At 63.0% G+C, this 26,273-nt stretch carries 24 protein-coding genes and 1 riboswitch; of the genes, 11 read left to right on the forward strand and 13 right to left on the reverse strand.

Going from position 1 to position 26,273, the window contains the following annotated elements:
- Nucleotides 1-124 precede the first annotated feature (124 nt).
- Nucleotides 125-1,648: a UDP-N-acetylglucosamine 1-carboxyvinyltransferase gene (locus CQ020_RS12945; protein WP_105692214.1), complete on the reverse strand. Its 1,524-nt coding sequence runs from the start codon at nucleotides 1,646-1,648 to the stop codon at nucleotides 125-127.
- Nucleotides 1,649-1,860: 212 nt separating this feature from the next.
- On the opposite strand from CQ020_RS12945, the gene CQ020_RS12950 reads away from it, so the two are divergent.
- Nucleotides 1,861-2,853 (forward strand): WXG100 family type VII secretion target, encoded by a 993-nt coding sequence (locus CQ020_RS12950; RefSeq protein WP_105692215.1) that lies wholly within the window; start codon nucleotides 1,861-1,863, stop codon nucleotides 2,851-2,853.
- On the forward strand, nucleotides 2,850-3,329 hold the full coding sequence (locus CQ020_RS12955; RefSeq protein ID WP_105692216.1) for a hypothetical protein: 480 nt from the start codon (nucleotides 2,850-2,852) through the stop codon (nucleotides 3,327-3,329). Before CQ020_RS12950 ends, CQ020_RS12955 begins: the two co-directional genes overlap by 4 nt.
- 11 nt (nucleotides 3,330-3,340) lie before the next feature.
- Here CQ020_RS12955 and CQ020_RS12960 read toward each other — a convergent pair whose 3' ends face one another.
- Entirely contained in the window at nucleotides 3,341-4,075 is a 735-nt protein-coding gene (locus tag CQ020_RS12960) for a siderophore-interacting protein (RefSeq protein ID WP_105692217.1), read from the reverse strand.
- Between the two features lie 101 nt (nucleotides 4,076-4,176).
- Here CQ020_RS12960 and CQ020_RS12965 point away from each other — a divergent pair, with 101 nt between their 5' ends.
- A complete protein-coding gene (locus CQ020_RS12965; protein ID WP_105692218.1) occupies nucleotides 4,177-6,297 on the forward strand; it encodes a penicillin acylase family protein in 2,121 nt (706 codons plus the stop codon).
- Nucleotides 6,298-6,381: 84 nt separating this feature from the next.
- Complete coding sequence (locus tag CQ020_RS12970) at nucleotides 6,382-6,981, forward strand: GNAT family N-acetyltransferase (protein ID WP_105692219.1); 600 nt, start codon at nucleotides 6,382-6,384, stop codon at nucleotides 6,979-6,981.
- Nucleotides 6,982-7,083: 102 nt separating this feature from the next.
- Here CQ020_RS12970 and CQ020_RS12975 read toward each other — a convergent pair whose 3' ends face one another.
- The 3 genes from CQ020_RS12975 to CQ020_RS12985 are packed head-to-tail and all read right to left on the reverse strand — an operon-like array spanning nucleotide 7,084 to nucleotide 10,102.
- On the reverse strand, nucleotides 7,084-7,878 hold the full coding sequence (locus CQ020_RS12975; RefSeq protein WP_062068399.1) for an energy-coupling factor transporter transmembrane protein EcfT: 795 nt from the start codon (nucleotides 7,876-7,878) through the stop codon (nucleotides 7,084-7,086).
- On the reverse strand, nucleotides 7,875-9,482 hold the full coding sequence (locus CQ020_RS12980) for an ABC transporter ATP-binding protein (protein WP_105692220.1): 1,608 nt from the start codon (nucleotides 9,480-9,482) through the stop codon (nucleotides 7,875-7,877). Before CQ020_RS12980 ends, CQ020_RS12975 begins: the two co-directional genes overlap by 4 nt.
- Nucleotides 9,482-10,102 carry an ECF transporter S component gene (locus CQ020_RS12985; protein ID WP_024818345.1) on the reverse strand — a complete coding sequence of 207 codons (621 nt, stop codon included), beginning with the start codon at nucleotides 10,100-10,102 and terminating at the stop codon, nucleotides 9,482-9,484. Before CQ020_RS12985 ends, CQ020_RS12980 begins: the two co-directional genes overlap by 1 nt.
- 75 nt (nucleotides 10,103-10,177) lie before the next feature.
- Nucleotides 10,178-10,314, reverse strand: a riboswitch (TPP riboswitch).
- Nucleotides 10,315-10,546: 232 nt separating this feature from the next.
- Here CQ020_RS12985 and CQ020_RS12990 point away from each other — a divergent pair.
- Nucleotides 10,547-11,239, forward strand: a complete 693-nt coding sequence (locus tag CQ020_RS12990; protein WP_105692221.1) for an NUDIX domain-containing protein — start codon at nucleotides 10,547-10,549, stop codon at nucleotides 11,237-11,239.
- Nucleotides 11,240-11,274: 35 nt separating this feature from the next.
- Nucleotides 11,275-11,535 (forward strand): DUF4235 domain-containing protein, encoded by a 261-nt coding sequence (locus CQ020_RS12995; RefSeq protein WP_024818347.1) that lies wholly within the window; start codon nucleotides 11,275-11,277, stop codon nucleotides 11,533-11,535.
- 87 nt (nucleotides 11,536-11,622) lie between these two features.
- On the opposite strand, the gene mnhG is transcribed toward CQ020_RS12995, so the two are convergent.
- The 6 genes from mnhG to CQ020_RS13025 are packed head-to-tail and all read right to left on the reverse strand — an operon-like array spanning nucleotide 11,623 to nucleotide 17,967.
- Entirely contained in the window at nucleotides 11,623-12,015 is a 393-nt protein-coding gene (gene mnhG / locus CQ020_RS13000) for a monovalent cation/H(+) antiporter subunit G (RefSeq protein WP_105692222.1), read from the reverse strand.
- On the reverse strand, nucleotides 12,005-12,283 hold the full coding sequence (locus tag CQ020_RS13005; RefSeq protein WP_105692223.1) for a monovalent cation/H+ antiporter complex subunit F: 279 nt from the start codon (nucleotides 12,281-12,283) through the stop codon (nucleotides 12,005-12,007). The genes mnhG and CQ020_RS13005 overlap by 11 nt, the downstream gene beginning before the upstream one ends.
- Nucleotides 12,280-12,846 carry a Na+/H+ antiporter subunit E gene (locus CQ020_RS13010; protein ID WP_105692224.1) on the reverse strand — a complete coding sequence of 189 codons (567 nt, stop codon included), beginning with the start codon at nucleotides 12,844-12,846 and terminating at the stop codon, nucleotides 12,280-12,282. The genes CQ020_RS13005 and CQ020_RS13010 overlap by 4 nt, the downstream gene beginning before the upstream one ends.
- Entirely contained in the window at nucleotides 12,843-14,456 is a 1,614-nt protein-coding gene (locus tag CQ020_RS13015; RefSeq protein WP_105692225.1) for a Na+/H+ antiporter subunit D, read from the reverse strand. Before CQ020_RS13015 ends, CQ020_RS13010 begins: the two co-directional genes overlap by 4 nt.
- Nucleotides 14,453-14,953 carry a Na(+)/H(+) antiporter subunit C gene (locus CQ020_RS13020; protein WP_105692226.1) on the reverse strand — a complete coding sequence of 167 codons (501 nt, stop codon included), beginning with the start codon at nucleotides 14,951-14,953 and terminating at the stop codon, nucleotides 14,453-14,455. The genes CQ020_RS13015 and CQ020_RS13020 overlap by 4 nt, the downstream gene beginning before the upstream one ends.
- Nucleotides 14,950-17,967, reverse strand: coding sequence for a Na+/H+ antiporter subunit A (locus CQ020_RS13025; RefSeq protein WP_105692227.1), 3,018 nt, complete (start codon nucleotides 17,965-17,967; stop codon nucleotides 14,950-14,952). The genes CQ020_RS13020 and CQ020_RS13025 overlap by 4 nt, the downstream gene beginning before the upstream one ends.
- Nucleotides 17,968-18,169: 202 nt before the next feature.
- On the opposite strand from CQ020_RS13025, the gene CQ020_RS13030 reads away from it, so the two are divergent.
- The 3 genes from CQ020_RS13030 to CQ020_RS13040 all read left to right on the forward strand — a co-directional run bounded on the left by CQ020_RS13030 (nucleotide 18,170) and on the right by CQ020_RS13040 (nucleotide 21,325).
- Complete coding sequence (locus CQ020_RS13030) at nucleotides 18,170-19,573, forward strand: MFS transporter (protein WP_105692228.1); 1,404 nt, start codon at nucleotides 18,170-18,172, stop codon at nucleotides 19,571-19,573.
- A 64-nt stretch (nucleotides 19,574-19,637) separates the two neighbouring features.
- On the forward strand, nucleotides 19,638-20,120 hold the full coding sequence (locus CQ020_RS13035; protein WP_024818355.1) for a cation:proton antiporter regulatory subunit: 483 nt from the start codon (nucleotides 19,638-19,640) through the stop codon (nucleotides 20,118-20,120).
- Between the two features lie 5 nt (nucleotides 20,121-20,125).
- Complete coding sequence (locus CQ020_RS13040) at nucleotides 20,126-21,325, forward strand: cation:proton antiporter (protein ID WP_024818356.1); 1,200 nt, start codon at nucleotides 20,126-20,128, stop codon at nucleotides 21,323-21,325.
- A 62-nt stretch (nucleotides 21,326-21,387) separates the two neighbouring features.
- Here the strand turns inward: CQ020_RS13040 and dcd are convergent, their stop codons facing one another.
- Nucleotides 21,388-21,963, reverse strand: a complete 576-nt coding sequence (gene dcd / locus CQ020_RS13045; protein WP_011776299.1) for a dCTP deaminase — start codon at nucleotides 21,961-21,963, stop codon at nucleotides 21,388-21,390.
- A gap of 109 nt (nucleotides 21,964-22,072) precedes the next feature.
- Here dcd and CQ020_RS24505 point away from each other — a divergent pair, with 109 nt between their 5' ends.
- On the forward strand, nucleotides 22,073-24,076 hold the full coding sequence (locus tag CQ020_RS24505; RefSeq protein WP_258141876.1) for a CAP domain-containing protein: 2,004 nt from the start codon (nucleotides 22,073-22,075) through the stop codon (nucleotides 24,074-24,076).
- Nucleotides 24,077-24,079: 3 nt separating this feature from the next.
- On the opposite strand, the gene CQ020_RS13055 is transcribed toward CQ020_RS24505, so the two are convergent.
- A complete protein-coding gene (locus CQ020_RS13055; RefSeq protein WP_105692229.1) occupies nucleotides 24,080-24,523 on the reverse strand; it encodes an SRPBCC family protein in 444 nt (147 codons plus the stop codon).
- 214 nt (nucleotides 24,524-24,737) lie between these two features.
- Between CQ020_RS13055 and CQ020_RS13060 the strand changes: the two genes are divergently transcribed.
- Nucleotides 24,738-26,204 (forward strand): D-alanyl-D-alanine carboxypeptidase family protein, encoded by a 1,467-nt coding sequence (locus CQ020_RS13060; protein ID WP_105692230.1) that lies wholly within the window; start codon nucleotides 24,738-24,740, stop codon nucleotides 26,202-26,204.
- Nucleotides 26,205-26,273 lie beyond the last annotated feature (69 nt).

Genomic DNA, 26,273 nt, shown 5'->3' on the forward strand with positions numbered 1-26,273 from the left:
GAGGTAATTGGCGCAGATGGCGGAAACTGGAGCACCACATGGCACAAACGGGCGCGGCTGGCGCGAACGGGCGCGTCGGGCGCGTCCCTCGCGAACGGGCGCGTCGCGTCCCGCAGCGCCAGTGTCAGTCCTGGAAGTACTCGATCTTCGCGCCAATGGTGTTCAGGCGCTCCGCAAGGTCCTCATAGCCGCGCTCGATCACGTAGATGTTGCGCAGCTCGGAGGTTCCCCTGGCGGCCAACATCGCCAGGAGCAGGCAAGCGGCCGGGCGGAGGGCCGGTGGGCAGCCGATTTCCGCGGCACGCCACTTGGTGGGTCCGTTGACGTAGATCCGGTGCGGGTCCAGTAGCTGCACCTGAGCGCCCAGCTTGTTGAGTTCCGTCAGGTAAATGGCACGGTTCTCGTAAACCCAGTCGTGGATCATGGTCTGGCCCTCGGCATTACCTGCGATCACTGCGAAGAACGGCAGGTTGTCGATGTTCAGGCCAGGGAACGGCATGGGGTGGATCTTGTCCTGCGGGGCGCGGAGCTCCGACGGCTTGGTGGTGACGTCCACCAGCCGGGTGCGTCCGTTGCGCGCCATGTACTCGCCGGAAACCTCGAGGTTCTGGCCCATCTGCTCCAAGGTGGCGAGTTCAATTTCCATGAACTCGATGGGAACCCTGCGGATGGTGACCTCGGAATTGGTCACAATGCCGGCGGTGATCAGGCTCATGGCCTCAATCGGGTCTTCAGACGGGAAGTACTCAATGTCCACATCAATGGCCGAGCGTCCGGTGATCTTCAGCGTGGTGGTTCCCACGCCGTCAATCTCCACACCGAGGCCCTGGAGGTAGAAGCAGAGGTCCTGCACCATGTAGTTGGGGCTGGCGTTCCGAATGATGGTGGTGCCTTCACGGTGGGCCGCCGCCATGATGGCATTCTCTGTTACGGTGTCGCCGCGTTCGGTCAGGACGAAGGAGCGATCGAGATCGTCGGCGGGAGGCGCAGTCACGGAGTAAAAACCGGACTTCGCCTCTACCTCCAGGCCGAACTGGCGAAGCGCCTGCATGTGAGGTTCCACCGTGCGCGTTCCGAGGTCACAGCCACCGGCGTAGGGAAGAAGGTATTCGCTGGTTTCATCCAGGAGGGGACCCAGCAGCATGATGACGCTGCGGGTACGCCGGGCGGCGTCAACATCCATGGACTCAAGATCCAGGACCTCGGGGCGCCGGATGCGGAGATCACTGCCGTTGAGCCACGTGCATTCCATGCCGATGGAGGTCAACACCTCAACGATCCTGTTGACTTCCTCGATCCGGGCCAGCCGACGCAGCGTGGTGGTGCCGCGGTTAATAAGGCTCGCGCACAAGAGGGCCACGCCGGCGTTCTTGCTGCTGTTCACGTCCACTTCGCCGGAGAGGGTTCGGCCGCCCTCCACGCGGAGGTGAGTCATCTGCGGTTTGCCCACTTTGACGATGGAGCGCCCAAAAATGGCTTCGAGGCGTTCAATCATTCGGAGGCTGAGATTCTGTTTGCCCTGTTCCATCCGGGCGATTGCGCTCTGGCTGGTTCCCAGCTCAGTAGCCAGCTGCCCCTGCGTCCAGCCTTTTTCGCCACGGGCGTCGCGGAGCAGGAGGCCTACATGTTCGGCGGTAGGTTGCGTCATATATAATAAATATCACAGATGAGCTAGAAGTTTGGCGCAACATGCCAATTCAGCGGTAAACATCACATCGTACCCGTCCTGTGCGATATAGAGCACGACGCCGGCGGCTCGCCGTGGGCGAACGCTTTCCCTCAGTTTCTTCAAGGGTAGAGCTCCCCATTGTGCCCTAACGGGAGTTCGCGAAGGATGTACAGGAAAGCTCAGGGGGAAATATGCCTTTCTACGGCGCCGACGTCGATCAGCTCAAAGCACTATCAAAAGCCCTTGCCAGCGGGGCCTCGCTGCTGACCACCCGCGCCCGGGAGCTCGACTCCCTGATCACGCAGGGCGCCCATTGGCAGGGACAGGATGCCAAACGCTTCGCCTCCGACTGGCAGGGCCACTTACGGCCGCTGCTTGAAAGGACTTCGCGGGGGATAGAAGAAGCGTCCAAGTCTGTGCTCACCAATGCGGACGAGCAGTCGAGCGCGTCCACTGAGGGCGGCGGCAGCTCAGGCAGCGGGAGCGGCGGCAGCGGCACCGGTTCAGGGAACTCCAGTCAAGGAGACTCCGCCAAACCGGCGAATGACGCCACGACCAAGACCACCGACCCCACCCAGCCCACACCCCAGGAAATCCTGGAGAAGTACCAAGTCAGTGACGCGGAGACCACCAATTGGCCGGGCGACTGGGATCCGTTGCGATTCGTGACGGACCAAAGAGTAGTGACCGAGAAGGAAGCTGAACTTCTGAATGGTCTGGGACCTTTCGAGCTGAACGCTTTCAAGGGCATTCACGACGACGCTTTCAGTGTTGCCGATGAGCGTTTTCCCAGCGAAGACCGCAACGATGACCAGAATGACGCTTTCCGCCACGCCTACTGGAACGCCCTCATGGTGAAAGAGTTCGGCGCGGACTGGGCCGAGGACTACGCCACCGCCCACGAGCAGCTCCCTGGAAATCCGGCTCCGCGCGAAGCAATGGATCTATACAACAATGAGGTTGGCCGCAATGTGGCCATTGCCAATCCGGATGCCAGTGCTGAGGAGCTTGCAAACTTGATCGAGGAAGCCGTCAACAACGGAGACACCGTGGTGGTGGGACCTGACCTGTTGCCGCACCCGTCAAACCAGATCCCCGCTGACCAGACGGGCGACGCCGGCAATGCCGAGCCTGCCCCTGGCGAAGATCCGGAGTTCAATGACGAGTCCAGGACTACGTCGTGAGTCTTCCTGCCACCACCAACGTACGACGCCGCACCAAGACTGCGATGCCCCGCGTCGCCCTTAACAGCCTGCTCACCTTAGTGCTGGCCTGCGCCTTGGCCGCTTGTTCCCTTGGAGGATCCGTCATGCCAGAAACGAACGACCACCTCAACAATCAGGTCCTGGAGTCCGCCACGAACGGCACTGCTCTCAAGCTGTCCGATGCCACGGACTTCGAATGGGACCAGGCCGGTTTTGTCACGTCAGGAACCCCGGCCAAGGACATCGAGGAAACCTTTGGGGAACCCCTCACCAAGGAGAGCCGCTACACCGCGTCACCGGCACTCTTCGTCTTCCTGAAAGACGGCAAAGTAACCAAGGCGGTCCGCATCGTGCCGGACGCCTTCTCCGGGGCTGACGCCAGGAAGAAGTATGGCCGTGACGTGGTGCTCACGCCGCCGGAGGGGCAGAAGGGCTTCCTTAACTGGCGCGAGTAACCCGCCAGTCGCTAGACCCGCCAGTACCCCAGCGCATCAATCCGGTGCTTATCCACGCCGAGGTCTTTCCTCAGGTGCTTGACGATTGCCCGCGTACTTGATGCTTCGCACGCGATCCAGAAGAAGTCGTCTCCTACGGAAACAGTGTCTGCCGTGAGCGCAGCGCAGACTTCCTCCACCAGGGCGGCACCGTCACGTTTGCGGGGAATCCAGGTGACGACGTCGGAACCGGAGGTACGCACCTCAAGCGAGGGGTCGGCGTCGTGCTGGTATTCAAGCCAAGCCGTCACGGGAGCCGCGCCTGCAGCAACACGCCGCCGCTCGTCCAGCAGTGAATTGATGGCAGGGATGGATGCGGGATCTCCCACTACCCAGATCCGGCGCGGGGCGGGCTGCGGGAAAGTGAAGGAGCTGCCTTGAACGGTGGCATCGATCGTGTCGCCGGGCTGCACTGTGCGGGCCCAATCCGCGGCAACGCCGTGGTGCATCGCGAAGTCCATGCTGAACGTACCGTCTGCAGGGGCGGCGTTGACCAGGGTGTAGGCGCGCTGGTGGGCCTTCCCGGAATCGTTGAACCAGAGCCGGATCCACATGGTGGGATGCAGGCCGCTGCGCTCCAGGAGTCCGCCGTCCCGCACGTGCACGCGGAGGAAGTCAGGGGTGATCTCTTCACTTCCCGTGACCTCCAGGGTGAAGTCCTTGGCGCCCATGACTTTGAGGACGACGCCTTCCCAATTGCGCTTCAAGCAACACTCCTTCACGAATGTCCACGATTTGTGAACGAGGCCAAAGCCATTTATCTTGAGCTTAAGTAAGCCTAACCTAAGCTCGAAAGCGGCCAGAGATTATGACGCCTGCCCCGACGCACCATACCGCCCCGGCAGGCGGCTCCGGAACCTACCGGGATCAGTGGGGAATCCCGCATTTGTGGGCTGATTCAGCCGACGAACTCGCCTTTCTGCAAGGGCTGAACGCGGCCACGGACCGCTCGTGGCAGATCGAGCTGGAACGGTGGCGTTCGGAAGGCCGCACGGCCGAAATACTGGGTGCAGACGCAGTGATCTGGGACCGATTCGCCCGCCAGGCGCAGCTGGATGACACCGCGCGCCGCTGCTTTGAAAACCTCGACGCCGCCACTCAACGCTGGTGCGGACAGTACGTGGCAGGCATCAATCAAGCACTGACGGACGGCCATCGGGGCGGAACCGAGTTCCAAAAGTCCGGTTGCGAACCTGAGCCGTGGAATCCGTGGACCCCGCTGGGCGTCTTCCTGGTGCACCACATCCTCTTCTCCACGTTCCCCAACAAACTGTTTCGGGCACACGTCGCGCGGACGCTCGGCGATGACGCCGTCAGCCTGTTCAGCATCGAGGCGCCCGTGTGGTCAGGCAGTAACGCCTGGGCCGCCCACGGCTCGACGACGGCAACCGGCCTGCCGCTGATAGCCGGCGACCCCCACCGCCTCATGGAACTTCCCGGCGTCTACCAACAAATCCGGCTGGCCTGCCCCGAGTTCGACGCAATCGGATTCGCCTTCCCCGGTGTTCCCGGCCTTCCACATTTTGCCCACACCGGCAGCACCGCCTGGGCCATCACCAATGCCATGGCCGATTACCAGGACCTCTTCGTGGAGGAGCTTCGACGGATCAGCGATACCTTCGGTGATCGCGTCGAGGCGCGGGGAGCGGAAGGCTGGGAACCCGTCGTCGTGAGTTCCGAAACCATCACCGTCCGCGGCGGTGAGGCGGTGTCCGTTGAGATTATTGAAACGGCGCGCGGTCCGGTCATCTCCGAAACGCCCGACGGCGGCGCGCTCAGTTTGCGTTTCCCGGCCAGGGTGGAGGGGCGGCTGGGTTTCGAGGCCCTCCTGCCGCTGCTGCGGAGCCGGAGTGTCTCCGAGGTGGAAGCCGCGTTCGATGCTTGGGTGGAGCCCGTCAACAGCGTGGTGGCGGCCGAAGTTTCCGGGTCAGTACGGCATTTCGTTGCCGGGTTGGTTCCGCAACGGAATCTGGCCAACCGGCGCTTACCCGCCCCAGCCTTCTCGGCCCGCCACGAGTGGGAGGAACAGTACGTGGTCCTGCCCCGCACCGAGGTCCAGCGGTTTGCCGTGAGCGCGAACGACCGCGAAGCAGGCGGCGGTGATGCCGTAGCCATGGAGTTTGCGCCTGCGCACCGCGCGCTGCGTATCAGGGAGTTGTTGGAATCGACTCCCGGGCCTTTGTCCGTGGACGCGATGCGGGCTATCCACACGGACACCTTGCTGGGTCCGTGGCCGTTGTTCCGGTCCGTGCTCTCAGGCATGGCCGCCGAGGACCTGTCCGGGGAGGCCAAGGCCCTGCGTTCGCTGTTGTTGACGTGGGGTGGCCTGATGGATGCCGGCAGCCACCAAGCTGCTGTCTTTGCAGCCTGGCGTGGAGCCATGGTCCAGCGCCTCGCCCGGCACCCTGCGCTGGCTCCCCTTAAGGAGCCCACCGGGTACTCTCCGCTCTTCGGGCCGTGGTTGTCCGTGGCATCCCGCATTGGTTTCGCGGTGGAGACCTTGCTTGTTCGTGGCAACGAACTCGGCATCAGCGTTGGAGTGGAAGCTGCCGCCGCTCTTGAAGACGTTGCGTTGGAGGAATCCATGCTCAACGGCGCTGCCTGGGGTGACCGCCACAAGCTTCTGGCCGTTCATGTCCTCCCCGGACCGCTCGCATCATCCGCGCCCACGGCCGACCTCAGCGGAGACACCGGATGCGTTCTGTGCACCGAGAGCCTGCCAGGCGTAGATGACCGAAGCTTCCGTGGCCCCGTAGCCCGTTACATCTGGGACCTGGCCGATCGGCGCAACAGCCGTTGGATCGTGCCTTTCGGTGCTTCCGGCACACCGGGACACCAGCACTTCGCCGATCAGCTCCCGCTCTGGACCGCGGGGCAACTCGCCCCGGTGGTCACTGACTGGCCTGAACTGACCAAAGATCGTCCCTGACCCAGCCCGTTCCCCGCATCCCGCATCAAGCTCGAATTACTCCGCATCAACCCGCATCAGCCCGCATCAGCCCCGAAGGAAGCCATGACCACCACCACCCAGGACTTCTCCGTCCGCACTACCATCTACTCCGAAGACCTCGAAGGATGGGGCGCGCTGCGGCTTGTCCCGCTGATTCCTGCCGAGGACATTGACCTCATCTTCGAATGGGTCACCCAGCCCCGCGCCAAGTTCTGGGGCATGACGGAGAACTCCCGGGAAGAAGTCTTGGAGATCTACGAGTTCCTTGACTCCCTGGAAACCCACCACACGTTCCTGGCCATCCTTGATGGCGAGCCGCTGGCCCTCTTCCAGACTTACGAGCCGCTGCACGATCCCGTGGGCGAGGCCTACCCGGCCCGCGAGGCGGATATCGGCATGCACTTGCTCCTGGCCCCCGCCACACGGCCTATCCCGCATTTCACTCCGAAGCTGGGCACGTCCCTGATCAAGTACATGTTCTCCCTGCCGGGCAAGGACCGGATTGTGGTGGAACCGGACTCCCGCAACGCCAAGGCCCTCCGCCGCCTGGAAGCGACGTGCTTTGAGCTGGGTCCCATCATTCAGCTCGCTGAGAAGGAAGCCCAGTTGGGGTTCCTGACCCGCGCAGGCTTCGACGAAATCCAGGAGCAGCAGGCTACGTAGCCACCTCTGAGCAATGTAGCCACCTCTGAGCAGTGAAGTGCCGCCGGCACCCCCAACAGGCCGGCGGCACGCTGGGTGCCCAGCTCACCAACGCCTCCAGCGCTAGCGCCAGACGAAACTCCAAGTTCCGGCCCCTACAGCTGTCAGCACCGCACCGGCCGCTATGACCAGTCCGCCAAGGACCACCCACGCGTCCAGCATCGAGTACGTGGATTCACGTGCCCACGTCCGTTGTCCGCCGCCGAAACCGCGCGCTTCCATGGTCACTGCCAGCCGGGAAGCCCTGCGGACCGCTTGGACCAACAGGCCAAAGCTCTGGCCGAGGGTCGCTTTCAGCCGTTGGAACGGGCTGCCTTGGGAACCCACCCCACGGGCGCGGCGGGCCATTCCGATGGTCTGCCATTCCTCAGCCATAAGCCCCACCAGCCTCATCGCCGCGAGGGAGCCCAGGACAAAGCGGTGCGGCAGCTTCGCCTTCTGCGCCAAGGCATCAGCCAGGTCGGTGGGATCGGTGCAGGTCATCAGAAGGATCGCCGGCAACGCAATCGCCAAACCGCGCAGCATGAAACCCAGCCCCAGCTCCAGGGAACCTTCACTGATGGACCAGAGTCCGACGTCGAGCAATACTGCGCCGCTGTCCGCCGCCACAATCGCGGTGCTCCAGCCGCCGATCGCTGCCGCGATGATCAAGGGCCAGGCCCGCTGCCACAAAAGCCTGAGGGTGAGGCCGGCCAAGGGGAAGAGCGCAAGTTCCGCAAGGAGTGCCGTTGAGGCCGAGACCCAGTCGATGGACAGGGCCAGCACCAGGGAAATCAGGAAGACGGACGCGAACTTGGCCAAAGGGTTGGCCTTGGTCAGGAGGGCGTGGTTCCCGCGCAGGTTCAGGGCGTCCCTCATGCTGCACCCGCTTCCTGGCGCGTGGTTTCAGCCTGTGGGACCGGGCCGAGCCGCAATTCCGTTCCGCCGAGCACAGCACTGAATTCTTGGTCGTGGGTCACAGAGACCACTGCGGTTCCGGCGTCCAGCAGCTCTGAAAGGAACGACGCCAATTCTGCCCAGGTATTAGCGTCCTGACCGAAGGTGGGCTCGTCCAGGACCAGCACTTTCGGGTGCGCCGCGAGAACCGTGGCCACCGAAAGCCGCCGCTTCTCCCCGCCGGACAACGTGTACGGGTTGGCATCCACGAGGTGCGTCAACCGCAACCTCTCCAGCAGTTCATCCACGCGTTCCTCGCCGTGGCCCAGATGCTTCGGACCAAACATGAGCTCATCCAGGACGTTGCCTGTGACGAACTGGTGCTCAGGTTCCTGGAAAACCGTCCCGATGCGGGAGATCAGCTGCTCGGCTTTCCACTTGTACGGGTCAATGCCGGCGCCCTCGGAAAGTTCGACGGCGGCACTGACCTTGCCGTCCACCGGCGCCAGAAGGCCGGCCAACGTGAGCGCGAAAGTGGATTTGCCGGCACCGTTCGGACCCGTAATGGTCAGTGCCTGGCCGGCCCTGACCTGCGCACTGATGCCCGTTTGAACCGGCACGGGCGGGATGGTCTTGAACCTCTTGCGTCGTGGCTTTTCCCGGGAAACTGCGAGGTCCTGCGCCGCGAGGAGGAGCTGCGCGGTGTGGGGTTCGGCGTGGGGTTCGCTGCGCCGTTCCCGGGTCGCCGGGACGTACCCCGGCACCCAGACGCCGGCTGACATGAGCATGGTGCGGGCTTCTGAAAGGACTTGGTCCGGCGGCCCGTCCAAGAGAACGCCCCCCGATGCCCGGCCCGGTACCAAACGGTCTGAGCCCGCCGCCTTTGTGGACCCCGGCTGCAGGACCACAATCCGGTCCACCAGGTCCTTCCACACGGACACGCGGTGTTCCACCACCACAAGGGTGGCACCGGTCTTGTCCAGGCACCGCCCTACCGCATCACGGACCTCCAAAACACCTGCCGGATCCAGGTTGGCTGTTGGTTCGTCCAGCAGGATCAGGCCGGGTCGCATCGCCAAAATGCCTGCCAGCGCCAGGCGCTGCTTCTGGCCTCCGGAGAGTGCCGCCGTCGGGTGATCCAACGCCAAACCGCCGCCTGCCGCGGTACGCAACCCCACGTCGTCGAGCGCTTCATGGACGCGCGCCCAGATTTCGTCCCGCGGGACGGCGAGGTTCTCCGCGCCGAAGGCTACATCGTCCCCCACCCGGGAGAGGACCACCTGTGTTTCCGGGTCCTGTTGCATCAGCCCGGCACGGCCACGCTGCTCGCGGGGAGCAACGCCGTCGATCAGGAGCGAGCCGGTCTCATCCGAGTCGTCTTCCTCATCCCCCAACACCCCGGCGAGGGCATGCAGGAGCGTGGACTTGCCGGCACCGGAAGGACCCAGCAGCAGCACGCGCTCCCCCGGTTCAATCCGAAGGTCGAGGCCCTGAATGGCAGCTTGGGCCCGGCCGGCATGCCGCCATCCCCAGCCCTCGGCTGAGATGGCAGCAGGCCGCACCGCGCCGCTTTGCGTGGCGGACATCAGTTGAAAACTGGCTCCGAAGCGGCCTTGCGCGAGGCGAAGGAACTCAGCACACCGGTCTTGGCCAGCCCGCGCGTCGCAACCCAGGAGAGTGCGCCCGCGATGATCGCCCCGGAAATGGTGGTGAAGGTGATGTACGCCAGCTTGTCCACGGCTTCGTAAGCGATGTTCCAGCCCCAAGGAAGGAAGGAGTCGTTCAAGCCGCAGAAGAGGCCCGCACCGGCACCCGCAAGGAGTGCCGTGGGAAGGTTGAACTTCTTGTACCGGAAGGCAGCGAAGATGAGCTCGGCGCCCAGTCCCTGCAGAACGCCGGAGATGAGCACGGTGGTGCCGTACTGCGAACCCATGATGAGCTCGCCCGTGGCGGCAACAGCTTCGCAGAACAACGCTGCACCCGGCTTGCGGATAATAAGCATGCCCAGGACCGCGGGAATCATCCAACCGCCGGCGATCAGACCGGTAAGCGGCGGATACGTCGCGTTCATGGGGATGGAAACCAGAGCCGCACCCTGGGACCATGCCCAGAAGATCACGCCGCCGGCAATGGCGATCAAAGCCGCCACAACAATGTCTACAACACGCCAGTTATAACTGGTCTTCTTCACGTTTACCGTGGTCATTTTCTGCCTCCTGAGGTTACAGGAGGGGAAAGTGCTCCCCGGAACCCGGTTGGCCTGCGCCGCCCGGATCCGGACACTCTGAGAAGCTCGACTCCCTTGCGCCGGTACTAACCGGATCAGGTTCGAGGGTCTGCGGCTGTCCGCACTCTCAGCGCCCTCGCGTCTTCTGCATCTCTGCAGAGTCCGACGGCGGCGCTCCCCTGTCGTTATCAAATCTGCCCTGATGGGCTGGTTCAGTTTACACCTGAGCCCGTGGCGGTCGCTGCTGTCCAGTCACAATCGCCTTCCGGTCTCCGCGGGGTGCGTTGACGGGGTGCGTTGCGTGGGTGCGTTGCGGGGCCCACTCTGCGCCCCACCTACGTGCACAACCACGCACACCAGGCCCCACAAACCGACCTGAGAGAATGAACCAGCAGACTTCACCGCGGCAAAGGGGCGCATTTCATGACTGACCTTCCTCAGCAGGACCTACCCGGCGCTGAAGGTGCCGTGCCACAACCACGCCTGGCCGCGAGCGTTATCCTGCTCCGTGATGCCCCGGACGGGCTTGAAGCCTTCGTCCAGCACAGGGTCAGCACCATGGACTTCGCCGCTGGCATGGTGGTCTTCCCGGGAGGACGAGTGGACCCGGCGGACAGGTCCGGGTGGGACTACCCTGCGGGACTGCTCGAACGGCACGCGGCAGACTGGGACCAAAGCTCCATCGGCGCGGAGCCGGGCGAAGCAGCGGGAAACGCCGGGACAATACTCACAGCCGCAATCCGCGAGGTCCGTGAAGAAGCAGGACTGAGCATCCACGCCGCTGATCTGCGTCCGTGGGCCAACTGGGTTACCCCGACGGACATGCCCAAGCGCTTCGATACCTATTTCTACGTCGCCAAGCCTGCCCCGGGGGCTGAGCCCCAGCACCAAACCACGGAGGCCTGGAAATCACTGTGGATGCCGGTGGACGGAATTCTCTCCGCCGAGGCGGCTGGCACCCTGAAGCTGATGCCACCCACGTATTACCTGCTCAAGGAAATTTCCGGGTTCCTGACCGTGGACGACGTATGGTCGGCCGAACACAAAGTTGTCCCGGTGTTGGCACCAGTTGGTTCCATGGCCGCGTTCCTCAAGGAACGGGAAAACCGCCGCTGACGGTGTTCGCCCTGCCTTGCAGCTAGGCTGGGGACATGAATCTCTTCCTCAAGCTACTGGGTACCGGAGTGAGCCTCGGAGCGGGCTTCGTCGGAACCAAACTCGTCAACAAAGGGTGGGAAAAAGCCACCGGCAACAAGCCGCCCACAGGCAACGATGACGTGGAGACGAGCCTGCGCTCGGCCCTGACTTTCGCCCTGATTTCGGCGTTCGTGAGCACCCTCATCCAGGTCCTTGCCAACCGCGGAACGCAGCGTGCCATCGCCCGCTTCGCCAAGTCCCAGGACATCGTCTAGATATCAGGACATCGTCCAGATACCAGCCAGCAACAACAAGCGCGGGTCCACCTCAGTGGACCCGCGCTTGTTGTGTTGCCACGCAGTTTAGTTTTCGCTCCGTGGTTCCTGGCCGGCAGCCGCCCTTTGGACCACGGCCTCCAGTTCATCCTTGGTGAGCTTTTCGCGGTGTCCATGTTTGGTGCGGTAGGCGGAGCGGCCCACCATATGGGCAGAGACGGGTGCTGTGAGGAGCTGAAAAATCCATGCCACCAACAGAACCGGCCACACCCACCATGTGCGCATCTGGAGTCCGATCGCGGCCAACATGAGGAACAACCCCAGGACCTGCGGTTTGGTGGCTGCGTGCATGCGGCTCATGAGGTCCGGGAATCTCAGCAGACCAATGGCTGCGCCAAGGGACATCAAGGCTCCCACTACCAGGAACACGGCGGTGACAGCATCAATAACAACGTCAAGGCCGGAGGCGTCAGGACTCATTGTTCTGCTCCCTCCGCTCGGCCACGAACCGGGCAACAGTCACCGAGCCAATAAATCCGATCACCGCCAGGGCTACCAGAAGCATCAGGTTGTTCAGGTGTTTGTTCAGTGCCATGTCGATCGCCAGGGCAGCACCGAGGATGGCCAGCAAAACATCTGATGCCAGAACGCGGTCCAGAAGGGACGGACCGATGGCGATGCGGACAATCGCTCCTGCGGCGGCCAGGCTGAGAATCACGGCGGTAACCACCAGGACTACTTCCTTCACAGCGGTGCCCCTTCCAACCCGGGACGCTGTTCGGCCCTGAGTGCCTCGACTTCTTCGCGCGTACCCATAATGCGGATCAGTCCTGCCTCAATTTCTTGGGTTTCCTGACGAATCTTGTCGATGTCCGCCTCTTCGTAAATGTTGAGCGCGTGCAGGTAGAGCGTGGATGTGGAGCGGTCCACCTCCACCACCAGGGAGCCCGGGATCAGCGAGATGACGTGACCGGTGGCCGTCACCATGAGGTCGGAATGGCTCCGCAACGGGACGGCGACGACGGCGCTGCGGACCCTGGGTCCTTTGGCTACAGCCAGGTACAGCACCAGGAAGCTCGCTGCCACCACTTTGGCGAGGAACATCAGGGCAAAAGGTATGGCGCGCAGGACGTTGAACCTGCCGCTGAGCTCCACCGGCGGAAGGTAGAAAAACTTGGCCACCAGCACAGCAATCAAGGCGCCGAACAGGAGGTTGCCCGGGCTGAAGTCCCGCCACAACGCACCCCACACAATCACCAGCCAGATGAGCAGCGGCAGTTCCGTGCGGAAAGAGATTGGTTTACGGCTCATTTGGCATCCCCCGTCCGCGCGTCATCCGCTGGGCTTTGATCCTTCTGCGCTTCATCCTTCTGGGCCAGCGGCGGCACCACCACCGAATCTCCCAGAACCGAGTGAATATAAGCGGAACGGTCCAACATGATCCCGGCGGAGCCGTCAGCAACCCTGAACAACGGACCTGCGAAGACCGTCAGTGCAACGCCGAACACCACCAGTCCAGCCGTGGATCCCACCATGGTCCGTGGAAGTACTCCCACGTTCCCTGGGGTTTTCAACACGGGGTCCGGGTACTCAGCGTCCTCCGGCTTGCGCCAGAACGCCCTGTTCCAGACGCGGGCGATCGCCAGCAGTGTCAGCAGGCTGGTGACCACGCCACCCACCACCAACGTGATCGCCAACGGTGTTCCCAACTCCACACCCGCTTGCAACAGCCCCAGCTTTCCAAGGAAACCGGAGAACGGCGGAATGCCTGCCAAGTTCATTGCGGGGATAAAGAACAGCAAGGCCAGCAGCGGTGAGAGCTTCGCCAAGCCACCCAAGCGGTCTATGGAGGAGCTTCCACCGCGCCGCTCAATGAGACCCGTGACCAGGAACAAACTGGTCTGGACGGTGATGTGGTGGGCTACATAGAACACGGCGGCGCCCAGTCCGGCCACGGAACTCATGGCGAGGCCAAACACCATGTAGCCGATATGGCTCACCAGGGTAAAGGACAAGAGACGTTTAATGTCGCTCTGGGCCAAGGCACCCAGAATTCCGACAATCATGGTCAATAACGCCACCACCATCAGCGGGACGTTGAGCGTGTCCCCCGGGAACAGAAGAGTTTCCGTGCGGACCATAGCGTAGACGCCCACTTTGGTCAGCAAGCCCGCGAACACAGCGGTCACAGGAGCGGGGGCGGTGGGATAAGAGTCCGGAAGCCAGAAGGACAGGGGAAAGACTGCTGCCTTGATGCCGAACGCCACCAGCAGCATCACGTGCAGCAGGTTCTGGGTGCCCTGATCCAATTCGGCCAGCTTGATGGCCAGGTCCGCCATGGTGATGGTTCCGGTGGCTCCGTAAATCATGGCGATCGCAATGAGGAACAACACGGACGACACCACTGAAACCACCACGTACGTGACGCCCGCACGGATGCGCGGACCCGTTCCGCCCAGCGTCATCAAGACGTAGCTTGCCGTCAGCAGGATCTCGAAACCGACGTAAAGGTTGAAGAGGTCACCGGTCAGGAACGCGTTGGATACGCCCGCCACCAGGATCAGATAGGTGGGGTGGAAGATCGAGACCGGGGCTTCCTGGTCGCCGTCGGCCATACCCTGCCCCGTCGCGTAGATCAACACCGCAAGGCTCACCACGGTGGAGACCACCAGCATGAGCGAGGAGAACTGGTCCACCACCAGGACCACGCCCCACGGCGGCAGCCATCCGCCCAAAGTGACCGAGGTGGTGCCCCCGTCCCAGACCGAGATCAGGAGCAGGCATTCGAGCAGGAGGGTTGCACTGAGGATGCCAATGCTCACCACCCGCTGGGCGCTGTGGTGGCGGATCAGCAGGAACGCGAGGGCAGCACCCAGAATTGGCAGGAGGACAGCTAGCGGCGACAGGTTCGCGAGGTTCACGCGCTGCCTCCTTCCTGGGTTGTTGCCGTGTTGGGGGTCTCGGTGGCGTCCGGTTTTTCGCGATCCGCCGGGCTTGCAGGAGTGACCGCGAACTCCGAGGTTTCCAGCGGGACAATGGCGTCGTCCTCGGCGTCGAAGCTCGGTGTCTTAGCCACGCGCACGTCTTCGAGGTCATCTTGGATCTCGTCCTGTCGGGCCAGGACCCAGGTGCGGTAGATGATCCCCAGCATGAAGGCTGTCACGGCGAAGGAAATGACGATTGACGTCAGGATCAGCGCCTGGGGCAGGGGATCGTTGTAGGTCTCCGGGTTCGTTTCCTTGCTGAACAGCGGCGCCAGGCCGGCATAACCTCCGGTGCTCAGGATGAGGATGTTGGTGGCGTTGGCCAGCAGCATCAGCCCCAACAGCACTCGCGTCAGGCTGCGTTCAAGGATCAGGTAGATGCCGCAGGCGTACAGCACGCCCATGACAATCAACAGGGTCAGGTTGATGCTCATGCGTTACCCTTCCCGAGCGCAGCGGACTCGGCGGCTTCGTGGGCAAGTTCCGGATGCTCGGCGGCATCTTCCTCCGCCAGCGGCGCGCCTTTACCTTCAAAATGCTCATCGATTTCGGCTCCGAGGCTGCGGAGGACGTCCAGCGCCAACCCCACCACCACGATGTACACGCCGATGTCGAAAATCGTGGACGTGACAAACTTGACGTCGCCAAACACCGGCAGCCAGAACTCGATGATCGCGCTCTGGAATACCTGTCCTCCAAGGAAGAGCGGAACAACACCGGAGGCTGCCGCCGTCGCAAGTCCCGTCCCCAAAAGCGTGCCGGCACTGATGGTCGCTGCCTCGCTCAACTCGAATCGGCCACCAGCCAGATACCGGATGGTGAGGGCCAGGCCCGCGGTGAGGCCGCCCGCGAAGCCGCCGCCTGGCAGGTTATGTCCGGCCAGGAGAAGGTAAATGGAGAAGACGATCATCGAGTGGAAGATCAGCCTCGTCACTACTTCAAAGATGATCGAGCGTCGCTCAGGTGCGAGCGTGCGTCCCGCCACCAGCCACGCGTCGCGGGTGACGTCGGTGAACTTCTTGGCAACGGCCAGAGTGGCGCCGTCGCGTGAATCACGGTCGACGCCGGTGCGGCGCCCCACACTGCCTTCCGGCACGGCCTCCGAGGCCTTGATCCGGTCACCGCGGCTGCGGACGAAGATCAAACTCGCTACACCAGTGGCGGCAATCGCCAGCACGGAAATCTCGCCAAAGGTATCCCATGCGCGGATATCCACCAGGGTCACGTTGACCACGTTCAGACCGCCGCCGCCTTCATAGGCCAACCGCGGGAAATCAAGGGAAATGGGAGTAGCCACGCGGGCGCCCATGGCGTAAATGGCCACGAAGATCATGGTGATACCGAATGCCGCCCCAATGATCACGCGGATCACCCTGAGCCTGCCTCCGGTCCGGTCCCTGAGCTCTGCTGGCAGGCTGCGCATGGCCAGCACGAACGCCACCAGCACAATGGTTTCCACCAGCATTTGGGTGAGGGCGAGGTCCGGAGCGCCCTGCAAAGCGAACATCAGGGCAATGCCATAACCGGTGACGGACACCATGAGAACGGCGAGGAAACGCTTGTTGGCACGGACTGCGGCCAGCGCACCCACAACGATTCCGGCACCTGCCACAAGCTGCAGTGGAGAGTTGGGGTCGATGAAGTAGATGCCATCGGGCAATGGCTTGTTGGCCATGATCAACGCGGTCGCCGGCACAGCGAACGCAACCGTCAGAATTACTGCCAGATAGAAGTACAGGGAACCACGCTGCGTGCGGCCGGTGACCCAGACCGCGACATCGTCCAAGGCCCCGATGGTGTTTTGGTAGGCGCGGTCGCCGTCCACCCAGTCCGGGACCAAGCCTTGAGCGCGGGAGACAAGGTTGCGCCCGTAGAACATCGCGGCGCCAGCCGCGAAAGTTATCGCTGTCAGGCCCAGTGCGGGGGTGACGCCATGCCACAAAGCCAAGTGTCCGGCGTCGACCGCGTCCGGACGGTCGGCGAACAACGCCGCGTAAGGCTGGATCCACGTGTCCACGGGGGCCGGCCAGAGGCCGTACACGATGGTGAGCAGGCTGAGGATGGCCGGGGCGGCAAGGAACGCGGGCTTGATGGGTTTGAAAGGTGTGGGTTCAACACCCGGCTTGACCGCAAACGCGCCCCACATGAAGCGGGCACTGTAGGCGAAAGTGAGGATGGAGCCGATGACCAGCCCCATAAGGATCCAGACGCCCCACGCCGGAGCATGATCGCCGGTGCCGTAGTGGACGAAGGCCTCGAAGACCGACTCCTTGGCTACGAAACCAGCCAACGGCGGCACGCCGGCCATGGACGCAGCCGCAATACCGGCCACCACTCCCAGGGCACGCGAAGAACGGAAAACTCCGGATAGCTTACGGATATCGCGGGTGCCGGATTGGTGGTCGATGATGCCCACCACCAGGAACAGGGCCGCTTTGAACAGGCCATGGGCGAGCAGCAATCCGAGCCCGGCGAGAGCAGCGTCAGGACGGCCCAGTCCCACCACCATGGTGAGGAATCCGAGCTGACTGACGGTGCCGTAAGCGAGGATGAGCTTAATGTCGGTTTGGCGAAGTGCCCGGTAGCCGCCAACCAGCATGGTGGCCAGGCCCAGCCCCAGAACCACCGGAAGCCAGAACTCCGACGTCGAAAAGCCCGGCGCCAGACGCGCGACAAGGTAAATGCCGGCCTTGACCATCGCCGCCGCATGCAAGTAAGCGCTGACGGGCGTGGGAGCGGCCATCGCGCCCGGCAGCCAGAAGTGGAACGGAACAAGCGCCGATTTGGTCACCGCGCCAGCCAGGACAAGGACGACGGCGGCAGCCACCGCTCCTTGCATCGGTCCGCTCATGAGCGTCCCGGCTTGGTCCAGAATCGCTGAAATCCGGTATGTTCCTGCAGCTTGGCCCATGATGATGAGGCCTACGAGCATGGCCAGCCCACCCGCGGTGGTGACCATGAGGGCCTGCAACGCCGATCGGCGTGCAGCCAAACGGGTGCGCGCATAGCCGATCAGCAGGTAGGACAGGATGGTGGTGAGCTCCCAGAAGATGAACAGCATCAGGAGGTCATCGGAGGTCACCAAACCGAACATTGCCCCGGCGAAAGCAAGGAGCTGAGCTCCGAATCCGCCGAGGTCCGCGTCCTTGTTCTTGAAGTAACGGGCGCAATAAACCAACACCAACGATCCGACGCCGAGGATCAGGAGGGACATGATCCAAGCCAAAGGATCCATGCGGAAGGCGAGCTCAAGCTTCAGGCTGGGGATCCACGGAAGGACCTCTTCTATGCCGCCGCCGGAATATACGGCGTTGTACTGGAAGAGCAGCCAGATAAAGGCGCCTGCCGGCACCGCTGCAAGGGCGTAGAACGCGTTCCTGCCGAGTTTGCCGAAGATCATGGGCGCCACAGTTGCCGCTACAAAGGTGATGGCGAGAACTGTGATCACTGTTATCTCCGCAAAGTCAGGAACATATTGTCAAAAGTTGGAGCAGGCGGTCATACGTTGGGTTCGGTTTACCTAGTTTATCAAGGCGGACTGACAGATTTCGGCATCGGAACCCGTCTGCGCGCACGGCTTAAAGCGGCGTTGTCCACAACCCGGTCTGTCATGCGTCCACCTGTATCCCCGCCCCTATAGCATTCAAGCTATGAACGCGGCCGCAGTTCCCGAAGCCTCCCACCCAACGTCTGAGCTTGCCTCCGGACCCGTCGCCTCAAAAAAGGCGCAAATACTCGCTTGGGCATCCTGGGACTGGGGGTCGGCTGCCTTCCAAGCAGTCATGACCACCTTCGTTTTCACCGTGTACCTGACGTCAAATGCCTTCGGCGGGGAAGACGCCGCCTCGGCAGCCCTCGGTGCCGCCCTGGCCATTGCAGGCCTCGCCATTGCGCTGCTCGCTCCCGTCACCGGTCAACGTTCGGACGCCGGAGGGCGCCGCAAGCTCTGGCTGGGCGTCAACACCGCCGCCACGGCTGTCCTGACTGCGCTGTGCTTCTTCGTTTTCCCGCAACCTGAGTTCCTGCTCCTCGGCGTCTGCCTGATCGCGGCCGGCAACATCTTCTTCGAGTTCGCAGGTGTGAACTACAACGCCATGCTGGCCCAGATCTCAACCCCCAAGAACATTGGCAGGGTCAGTGGCTTTGGCTGGGCCATGGGATATCTCGGCGGAATCGTGGCGCTCCTCCTTGTCCTGCAGTTATTTGTTCAGCCCTCCTTTGACTGGTTCGGCTCGTCCACTCAGGACTCCCTCAACATCCGCCTCGTTGCCATCTTCTCCGCCCTGTGGTTCTTCATCTTTGCCCTCCCCGTGATGTTCGCCGTGCCGGAAGTTTCCGTGAAGAAGGACACCGCATCGCTTGGATTTGTGGCCTCGTACAAGTTGCTGTTCCGCCGCATCAGGGCAATCTACAAAACCAGTCCCCACACCATCTACTTCCTGTTGTCCAGCGCCATCTTCCGCGACGGCCTGGCGGCCGTGTTTACCTTTGGCGGCGTCATTGCCGCCGGTACCTTCGGCTTCGAACTCAAGGACGTCATCTTCTTCGCCATCTTCGGAAATGTAGTAGCGGCTGTCGGCGCAATCGTCGGAGGCTTCCTGGATGACAGGATCGGGCCCAAGGCCGTCATCATCCTCTCCTTGGTTGGGCTCCTTATCGCTGGCACAGCCATCCTGGTTCTCGGCAACGGCGATTACGTCTTCTTCGGAAACGATTGGCCCGGAACCTCCACGTTCTGGGTCTTCGGCCTGCTGCTCTGCTTGTTCGTGGGACCAGCCCAATCGTCTTCACGGGCCTACCTGGCAAGGCTCGCCCCCGCTGGGGAATCCGGTGAACTCTTTGGCCTGTACGCCACAACGGGCAGGGCAGTCAGCTTCCTCGCTCCCACCCTCTTCACCCTGTGCATCACCATCGCCTCGCCGCTTGTTGCAGAAGGTGAAGCCCAACGCTGGGGCATCCTGGGAATTATGGTGGTGCTGCTTGCAGGCCTGCTGGTGATCCTGCCGGTGAAACCACCGGCCAAGGTGGAAATAGCCGTGGTCCCAGAGCGTTAACTACATAGGACTGGCTGGGCATAAACGCCGTACCGGACCCGTACAACAGAGTTAGGGTGGAGCTATGAACGTGGATGAGACAGAACTCCCGGGCCTCGGGATCCGCAAGGATTTCGTCACGGCCTCGGGCCGTCGCATCGGTGTCGTGGAACTTCGTGAGGGCGAGACAGAACTTTTCGTGTCCACCTGGGATGATCCTGACACGTGCCAGGCATCCATCCCGCTGACAGCCGATGAAGCATCGACGCTGGGGAACCTCCTGGGTGGCCAACACATCGCCATGCGCTTGGCCGAGGAGCATCGCGAGATACCGGGCATCGTCACCCGCCAGTTCTCCATCACCCCTGAATCGCCCTTCGCGAACCAGCCCATGGGCAAGGCACAGATACGCACGCGCAGCGGTGTGTCCATCGTGGCGATCATGCGCGAAGGCGAGGTGGTCCCGTCGCCGGCACCCGACGTCGTACTTCACACCGGCGATTTGCTCGTAGCGGTCGGCACGCAGGAAGGTCTTGACTCGGCAGCCGACATCCTGCGCAACGGCTAACCGGAATGGATCCGCTCGCATTAGCCCTCGTTGAACTGGGGGCCGTCGTCTTCTGCCTCGGTCTCCTTGCTCGACTAGCGGGCCGGATAGGCATGTCCCCCATTCCTCTCTATCTGGTGGGGGGCCTGGCTTTCGGAGCCGGCGGGTTCGTCAAGCTCGATGGCATGCACGAGTTCGCCCATCTCTCAGGAGAAATTGGCGTCATCCTCCTGCTGCTGATGCTCGGACTGGAATATACGGCCTCGGAGCTCGTCACGGGCCTCCGGCGGTCGTGGCAGGCCGGAGTCATGGACTTTGTCCTCAACTTCATCCCGGGCGCGGGTTTGGCCTTGCTTCTGGGCTGGGGGCTCGTGGGCGCAATCGTCATGGGTGGCGTCACCTACATCTCGTCGTCCGGTATCGCCGCCAAGGTGATCACCGACCTCGGCCGTATCGGTAACCGCGAGACTCCCGTAGTGCTTTCCATCTTGGTCTTTGAAGACCTCGCCATGGCCATCTACCTTCCCATCCTGACCGCCATCCTTGCCGGTGTAGGGTTCCTGGGCGGATTGCAGACCGTGGGCATTGCCCTGGCGGTGGTCACGGTGGTGTTGGTCATCGCCCTCAAGCACGGTCACCGCGTCTCGCAAGCGGTGCACAGTGAGAACTCTGAGGTCTTCCTGCTCAACGTGCTGGGCCTCGCACTCCTCGTGGCAGGCATTGCCTCCGCCCTCCAAGTGTCGGCCGCAGTGGGGGCCTTCATGTTGGGCATCGCCATCTCAGGCGCTACAGCTCACAACGCCACCAGGATTCTGGAACCGTTGCGGGACCTCTTTGCTGCGATCTTCTTTGTAGCGTTCGGGCTCAACACGGATCCCACTTCCATTCCGCCGGTCCTTGGGTGGGCTCTGGTGTTGGCAGTCATCACCGCCGCAACCAAGATGCTCACGGGAATATGGGCCGCCAAGCGCGCCGGCATCGCTGTGCCGGGCCGCTTCCGCGCAGGAGCGGCCTTGATCGCGCGTGGTGAGTTCTCCATTGTCATTGCGGGGCTGGCAGTTGCTTCCGGCGCAGTGCCCGACGAACTCGCAGCACTCGCCACGGCTTACGTCCTCATCATGGCAATTCTCGGTCCACTTGCGGCCCGCTTCGTGGAACCGGTGGTCAAGGCCATCAGGAAGACACCGGGAGCCCCACCGCGTACGCCTGAGCGCGCCCCGGCGTAGCGAGCGCGTCACCTCTCCTCGCCGAGGGGCGGGATCTAACCCCTCGGCAACAAGGAGAGACGCTAGATGGACGTCCGGTGGAAGTTCTGGTGGCTGCGGCTCGCGGTGGGTCCACGTTGGCCTTGGTAGCGGTTGCCGTATTCGCCGGAACCGTAGGGGTGCTCCGCTGAGGAGGTCAGCCGGAAGAAGCACAGCTGGCCGATCTTCATGCCCGGCCACAGCTTGATGGGCAACGTGGCAACGTTGGAGAGCTCCAAGGTCACGTGACCCGAGAACCCGGGATCGATGAAGCCGGCCGTGGAGTGCGTCAGCAGCCCGAGGCGCCCCAGGGATGACTTCCCCTCGAGGCGCGCGGCGATGTCGTCGGCCAGGCTGACAGTTTCGTACGTGGAGCCGAGCACGAATTCTCCCGGGTGAAGGATGAACGGCTCGTCGCCCTCCACTTCCACCAACCGGGTCAGTTCCGGCTGTTCCTCGGCGGGGTCGATGTGGGCGTATTTATGGTTGTCGAAGAGCCGGAAGAACCGGTCAATCCGCACGTCCACGGAGGACGGCTGAACCATCGCGGGGTCGTACGGTTCAAGAACAATCCGTTGGGAGTCTATTTCGGCACGAATATCGCGGTCAGAGATCAGCACAGCATCAAAAATACCCCATGCATTGTCCGCGCCGCCCCATGGGACTATAGTTCCCGGACATGTAGAACCGCGCCCGTACTTGGGGGCAACGAGCATTCGCGGGGTAATTGTGAGAAAACTGGCTGCGCCTGCCGCTATTGTGCTGGCCTGCACGCTGGCTCTCGGGGTGGTCGCTTCCAGCCAGATTCTTCCTTCAACGCAGACCATTCCCGGCCCCACTTCCACCCCTTCGGCGGCTGTCCCGTCAGGACTGACGGCATCGAAGGAAAGCTCGACGGCGGACCCCGCACCTTCCGTGCCCCTCCCGGCGGCCGGCAACGCACCCCAGCCGGCCCCGGTGCCCACCCCGGACGCCGGGCCCTTGGAGCCGACACCAGGGGTCTCCACGGGAACCGATTCGGACAGCGGACCCGTCGCAGTGGATCCCGTCTTTGAAACTCCACCGCCTTTGCCCAGCATCGGGCCCTCGTGGGGTCCGGACAACCCCTCGAACGCTGGTACCACCGGACCACCAGCCACGGAACCGGCTCCACAGGGGACCACTGGCGCCGTCCCGGGTGAAGTCCCGGGTGAAGTCCCGCCGACCGCCCCGGCCGCAGGACCGAACCCATCAGACTCACCTACAGACCCGGCCTCCCCAAGCGAAACCCCTTCACCCTCCCCGAGCGAAACCGCCTCATCCGAACCGACCGCAAGCGCGCCATCCACAGCACCGGCGGCACCCACAGCACCGGCGGCAACTCCGACGCCCACGGCAAACGCCAACCCAGCCCCTTCATCAGCACCGGCCACGCCCTTCCCAGGCAAGAGCCCCAGCGGCGACGTCAATCCCGACAATGGCGCCCTGGCTCTCCTCCCTGACAGCAACGCGGCAGCAATCCTGACGGTGTTCAACGCGATCAACAGCTACCGTGCCTCGCTTGGCCTGGCCCCGGTGAAGTACCACGCAACGGTGGCCAGCCTGGCCCAGGATTGGTCCAACAACATCGCCACGCGTGAGGTGATCCAGCACCGTGCCAATTTCTGGACAGATCCCCGGGCGCTTAATCCAAACAATGGCGCGGGTGAGGTCATCGCTGTCCGCTGGGACCGTGACGCGGCACAGCTTGTGGAGTGGTGGAAGGGTTCCCCTGGTCATGATGCCCTTTTGCGTGATCCCCGGTTCAACGTCATGGGCATCGGTATCACGTACACGGATGGCAATTGGCAGACCACCCCGAACCGTTTCACGCTCTGGGGCGTGGTGAATTTCTTCGGCTACACATCGTTGCCGGCGGGGACCACCACAAGCCCGGGCGGCACTGTCCAACCGCCTACCGACCCCGTGGGCGTCTGCGAACCGAGCGACAAACACCAACCGCCAACACTGGACTTGAGTGCTGCGTCAATCGGTAGTGCTGCCGATCTTGTGTCCATCGGCCCCGACGGTACCGTGTACTCCTATCCATCCTTGGGCAGCGCCAAGTACGGCGGGGCCCGCAAGATCGGCATCGGCTTCACCGGGTTGAAGGAACTCTTCGTCTCCGATTGGGACCGTGACGGCGTCTTCGACCTCATAGCCCAACGCTCAGACGGTGCCCTTCTTGTCTATCCGGGCAGACAGTCAGGTGGCTTCGGATCGCCCGGGGTCCTGGGCCACGGATGGCAGTCGCTGAACATCGCAGTGGGCAATTGGTGTGCCAACAACCGGCTCCCGCAGATTGTGGCCATGGACGCTTCCGGAGGGCTCTGGCTCTATAGGAATTCGGGGATGACGTACATCCGCACCCAGGCTGCCATTGGCACAGGCAACAGGGCTGTCCGGCTCAGCATGGTGGATTACAACGCAGATGGATTCCAGGACCTGCTGACCGTTGAACCCAATGGATACCTGCGCCTTTACCGCGGCAGCGGCCTGGGTACTCCCAAACAGGAGGCCCGGCCGGTGGTAGGCGCGGCGTGGACGGACTACTCCGGACTGCGTGCTCTGCAAGGAGTCGATGGGGCGGGGACCACCGGCGTTGCCGGGTTGGGCGCCAACGGTGTCCTGGAGTATTGGGACCTAACCTCAGGAAAGCTCACTACGCCTGTGGCAGTGGGTGGCGGGTGGGGCGGCTTCAAACTGGCCCAGTAGGGCTCAAGCCGCCGACCGCGATTCCATGACGGTCTTCAGCTGCTCCAACTGCACCACTTCCTGCTCCATGCTTTTCTGAATCATGGGGTTCATCAGCTTCTGCAACCCCTTGGGGTGGTACTCCAAAGCGAACCGTAGGCGCGTGCTCTGGCCTTCGGTGCTGAGGTAGTAGCCGCCGGTTGGCCGCGCGGGTCCTGCGACCACGGCGAACCGCACTTCGGCGCCGGGCCGTGCTTCGGTGATCTGGAAGTCCGCGGCCACGGGTCGGCCGCCGGGTCCGTTGATGGTCTGCTGGTACAGGGCGCCCTTTTGCCCGCGGCCGCCGGATCGGAGGGAAATGCTGCGGATCCCTGAGCGCCACAATGAGTTGTTCAGTCCGTCCATCAGGAAGGCATAAATGGTCATGGCATCCCGGTGAATCACCACTTCATGGTCTGCGAAGGCCATGGAAACCTCTTTCGGCGTACGGATCAGTTACGTAGCCCGGTTCCCCCTACTCAGCAGCTAACACTTTCAGCGTAGCCAGCAGAACTTCGCTTGGGTCCTCTGGAGGCGAGCCTTGACCGAATGGTTATCTGACGTACCAATAAAGTCACCACTGACACCTGCCCTGTCAGACGGTAGAGTGCCCCACGTTGACACAATCGAGATGGGGGACGTCATGCAGGTTCAGGATCGCCAAGGTCTTAGAGGTAAGTTCAGACGGCGGGTGGCTGCTTGTGCGGTCTTCCTGGCTGTTGCAGTGGCTGGCGGCGCTGTTTCGGCGGTCCCGGCCATGGCAGCTGCCGTTCCTGCCACGGTGAATCCTCTTCCCAGCGTGGACCCCATTGGTGACCCCACCAGCTACTCGGTGCTGGTCAACAAGTCCCGGCCTTTGAACCCTGCCAGCTACGCGCCGTCGGACCTTGTCAACGCACGCGGCTCGGGCCAGTACATGCGTGCAGAAGCGGCGGCCTGGCTTAACGGCCTGTTCCAGGGTGCGGCGGACGCCGGGACCGGCGGCTTGTCGATCGTGAGCGGCTACCGTTCCTACGCCCAGCAGCAACAGGTCTACGCGTACTACGTCAGCATTTACGGCCAGGCGTACGCGGACACTATTTCTGCCCGCCCCGGCTACAGCGAGCACCAGACCGGCTTGGCTATGGACATCGGCAACGCGGCAGGTTCCTGCGGCCTCAGCACATGTTTTGGTGACACCGCCGCGGGCAAATGGGTGGCGGCCAATGCCCACAAGTACGGCTTCATCGTCCGGTATCCCGACGGCTATACCGGAATCACGGGCTACAGCTACGAGCCATGGCACTTGCGCTATGTGGGCGTGGCCCTGGCCACTGACATGAATCGGCGCGGCTTCCCCACCCTGGAGCAGTACTTTGCCGGCAATACCGCGGTGTCCGCCAGCATCAAATCAGGCGCAGACCTGGTGGCGGCGGACGCCTCCGGCCGCCTGTTGAGGTACCCGTCGACGGCGGCAGGCGGCTACATGGATGCGGTCCAGATCGGTTCGGGGTGGACGGGTTTAAAGCAGGCGTTCGTTGTGGACTGGGACATCGATGGCGTCTATGACCTCTTGGCACAGTGGAACAACGGCACTCTGGGCGTGTTCCGGGGCCTTCCCGGCGGGGGCTTCGCAGGCCAAGTGATTGTAGGGAACGGCGGGTGGGACCAGATGACCATCACCGTGGGCAAGTGGACCCACGCGGACGGCCGGCCCGGCGTCGTCGGATACTTCCCGGACGGTGTGCTCCGCTACTACCCCAACACGTTTGGTGGCGCGCTGAGCAGCCCGCGCACAATCGGCAGCGGCTGGCAAGGCATGGAGCTGACCATCGCAGACTGGGAAGGCGACGGCGCCAACGACATCCTGGCCCGGACTTCCTCCGGGGCTTTGATCAATTACCGCGGCGACGGCTGGGCAGGTTTCTACGGCCCTGCCACAACAGTAGGTACCGGCTGGCAGTACATGCGTGTCATGGCTCCGAGCTTTGGACTGACGGGCGCAGGCACCCGTGGTATTACCGCCCAGACGTCAGCTGGGAACCTCTACAACTACGGCTTGGGCCGGGGGCAGTGGACAACGTACAGTCAGGTCGGTTCCGGGTGGAACGGCCTGAAACTGTTCAAGTAGGCCTGCTCAGCGCCCGCGGTGCGCCGGTCATGAGGAGTCCCGCAACTGCGCTAAGCTAGGACTCGCTCG

The organism is Arthrobacter sp. MYb23 (assembly GCF_002979775.1).
Classification (GTDB): Bacteria; Actinomycetota; Actinomycetes; order Actinomycetales; family Micrococcaceae; genus Arthrobacter.

Excerpts from the sequence above, each read along its gene's own strand:
- CQ020_RS12945 (WP_105692214.1), bottom strand. The coding sequence starts at position 1,648 with ATGACGCAACCTACCGCCGAACATGTAGGCCTCCTGCTCCGCGACGCC.
- CQ020_RS12950 (WP_105692215.1), top strand. The coding sequence starts at position 1,861 with ATGCCTTTCTACGGCGCCGACGTCGATCAGCTCAAAGCACTATCAAAA.
- CQ020_RS12965 (WP_105692218.1), top strand. The coding sequence starts at position 4,177 with ATGACGCCTGCCCCGACGCACCATACCGCCCCGGCAGGCGGCTCCGGA.
- CQ020_RS12970 (WP_105692219.1), top strand. The coding sequence starts at position 6,382 with ATGACCACCACCACCCAGGACTTCTCCGTCCGCACTACCATCTACTCC.
- CQ020_RS12975 (WP_062068399.1), bottom strand. The coding sequence starts at position 7,878 with ATGAGGGACGCCCTGAACCTGCGCGGGAACCACGCCCTCCTGACCAAG.
- CQ020_RS12980 (WP_105692220.1), bottom strand. The coding sequence starts at position 9,482 with ATGTCCGCCACGCAAAGCGGCGCGGTGCGGCCTGCTGCCATCTCAGCC.
- CQ020_RS12985 (WP_024818345.1), bottom strand. The coding sequence starts at position 10,102 with ATGACCACGGTAAACGTGAAGAAGACCAGTTATAACTGGCGTGTTGTA.
- CQ020_RS12990 (WP_105692221.1), top strand. The coding sequence starts at position 10,547 with ATGACTGACCTTCCTCAGCAGGACCTACCCGGCGCTGAAGGTGCCGTG.
- CQ020_RS12995 (WP_024818347.1), top strand. The coding sequence starts at position 11,275 with ATGAATCTCTTCCTCAAGCTACTGGGTACCGGAGTGAGCCTCGGAGCG.
- mnhG (WP_105692222.1), bottom strand. The coding sequence starts at position 12,015 with ATGAGTCCTGACGCCTCCGGCCTTGACGTTGTTATTGATGCTGTCACC.
- CQ020_RS13010 (WP_105692224.1), bottom strand. The coding sequence starts at position 12,846 with ATGAGCCGTAAACCAATCTCTTTCCGCACGGAACTGCCGCTGCTCATC.
- CQ020_RS13020 (WP_105692226.1), bottom strand. The coding sequence starts at position 14,953 with ATGAGCATCAACCTGACCCTGTTGATTGTCATGGGCGTGCTGTACGCC.
- CQ020_RS13030 (WP_105692228.1), top strand. The coding sequence starts at position 18,170 with ATGAACGCGGCCGCAGTTCCCGAAGCCTCCCACCCAACGTCTGAGCTT.
- CQ020_RS13035 (WP_024818355.1), top strand. The coding sequence starts at position 19,638 with ATGAACGTGGATGAGACAGAACTCCCGGGCCTCGGGATCCGCAAGGAT.
- CQ020_RS13040 (WP_024818356.1), top strand. The coding sequence starts at position 20,126 with ATGGATCCGCTCGCATTAGCCCTCGTTGAACTGGGGGCCGTCGTCTTC.
- CQ020_RS13055 (WP_105692229.1), bottom strand. The coding sequence starts at position 24,523 with ATGGCCTTCGCAGACCATGAAGTGGTGATTCACCGGGATGCCATGACC.
- CQ020_RS13060 (WP_105692230.1), top strand. The coding sequence starts at position 24,738 with ATGCAGGTTCAGGATCGCCAAGGTCTTAGAGGTAAGTTCAGACGGCGG.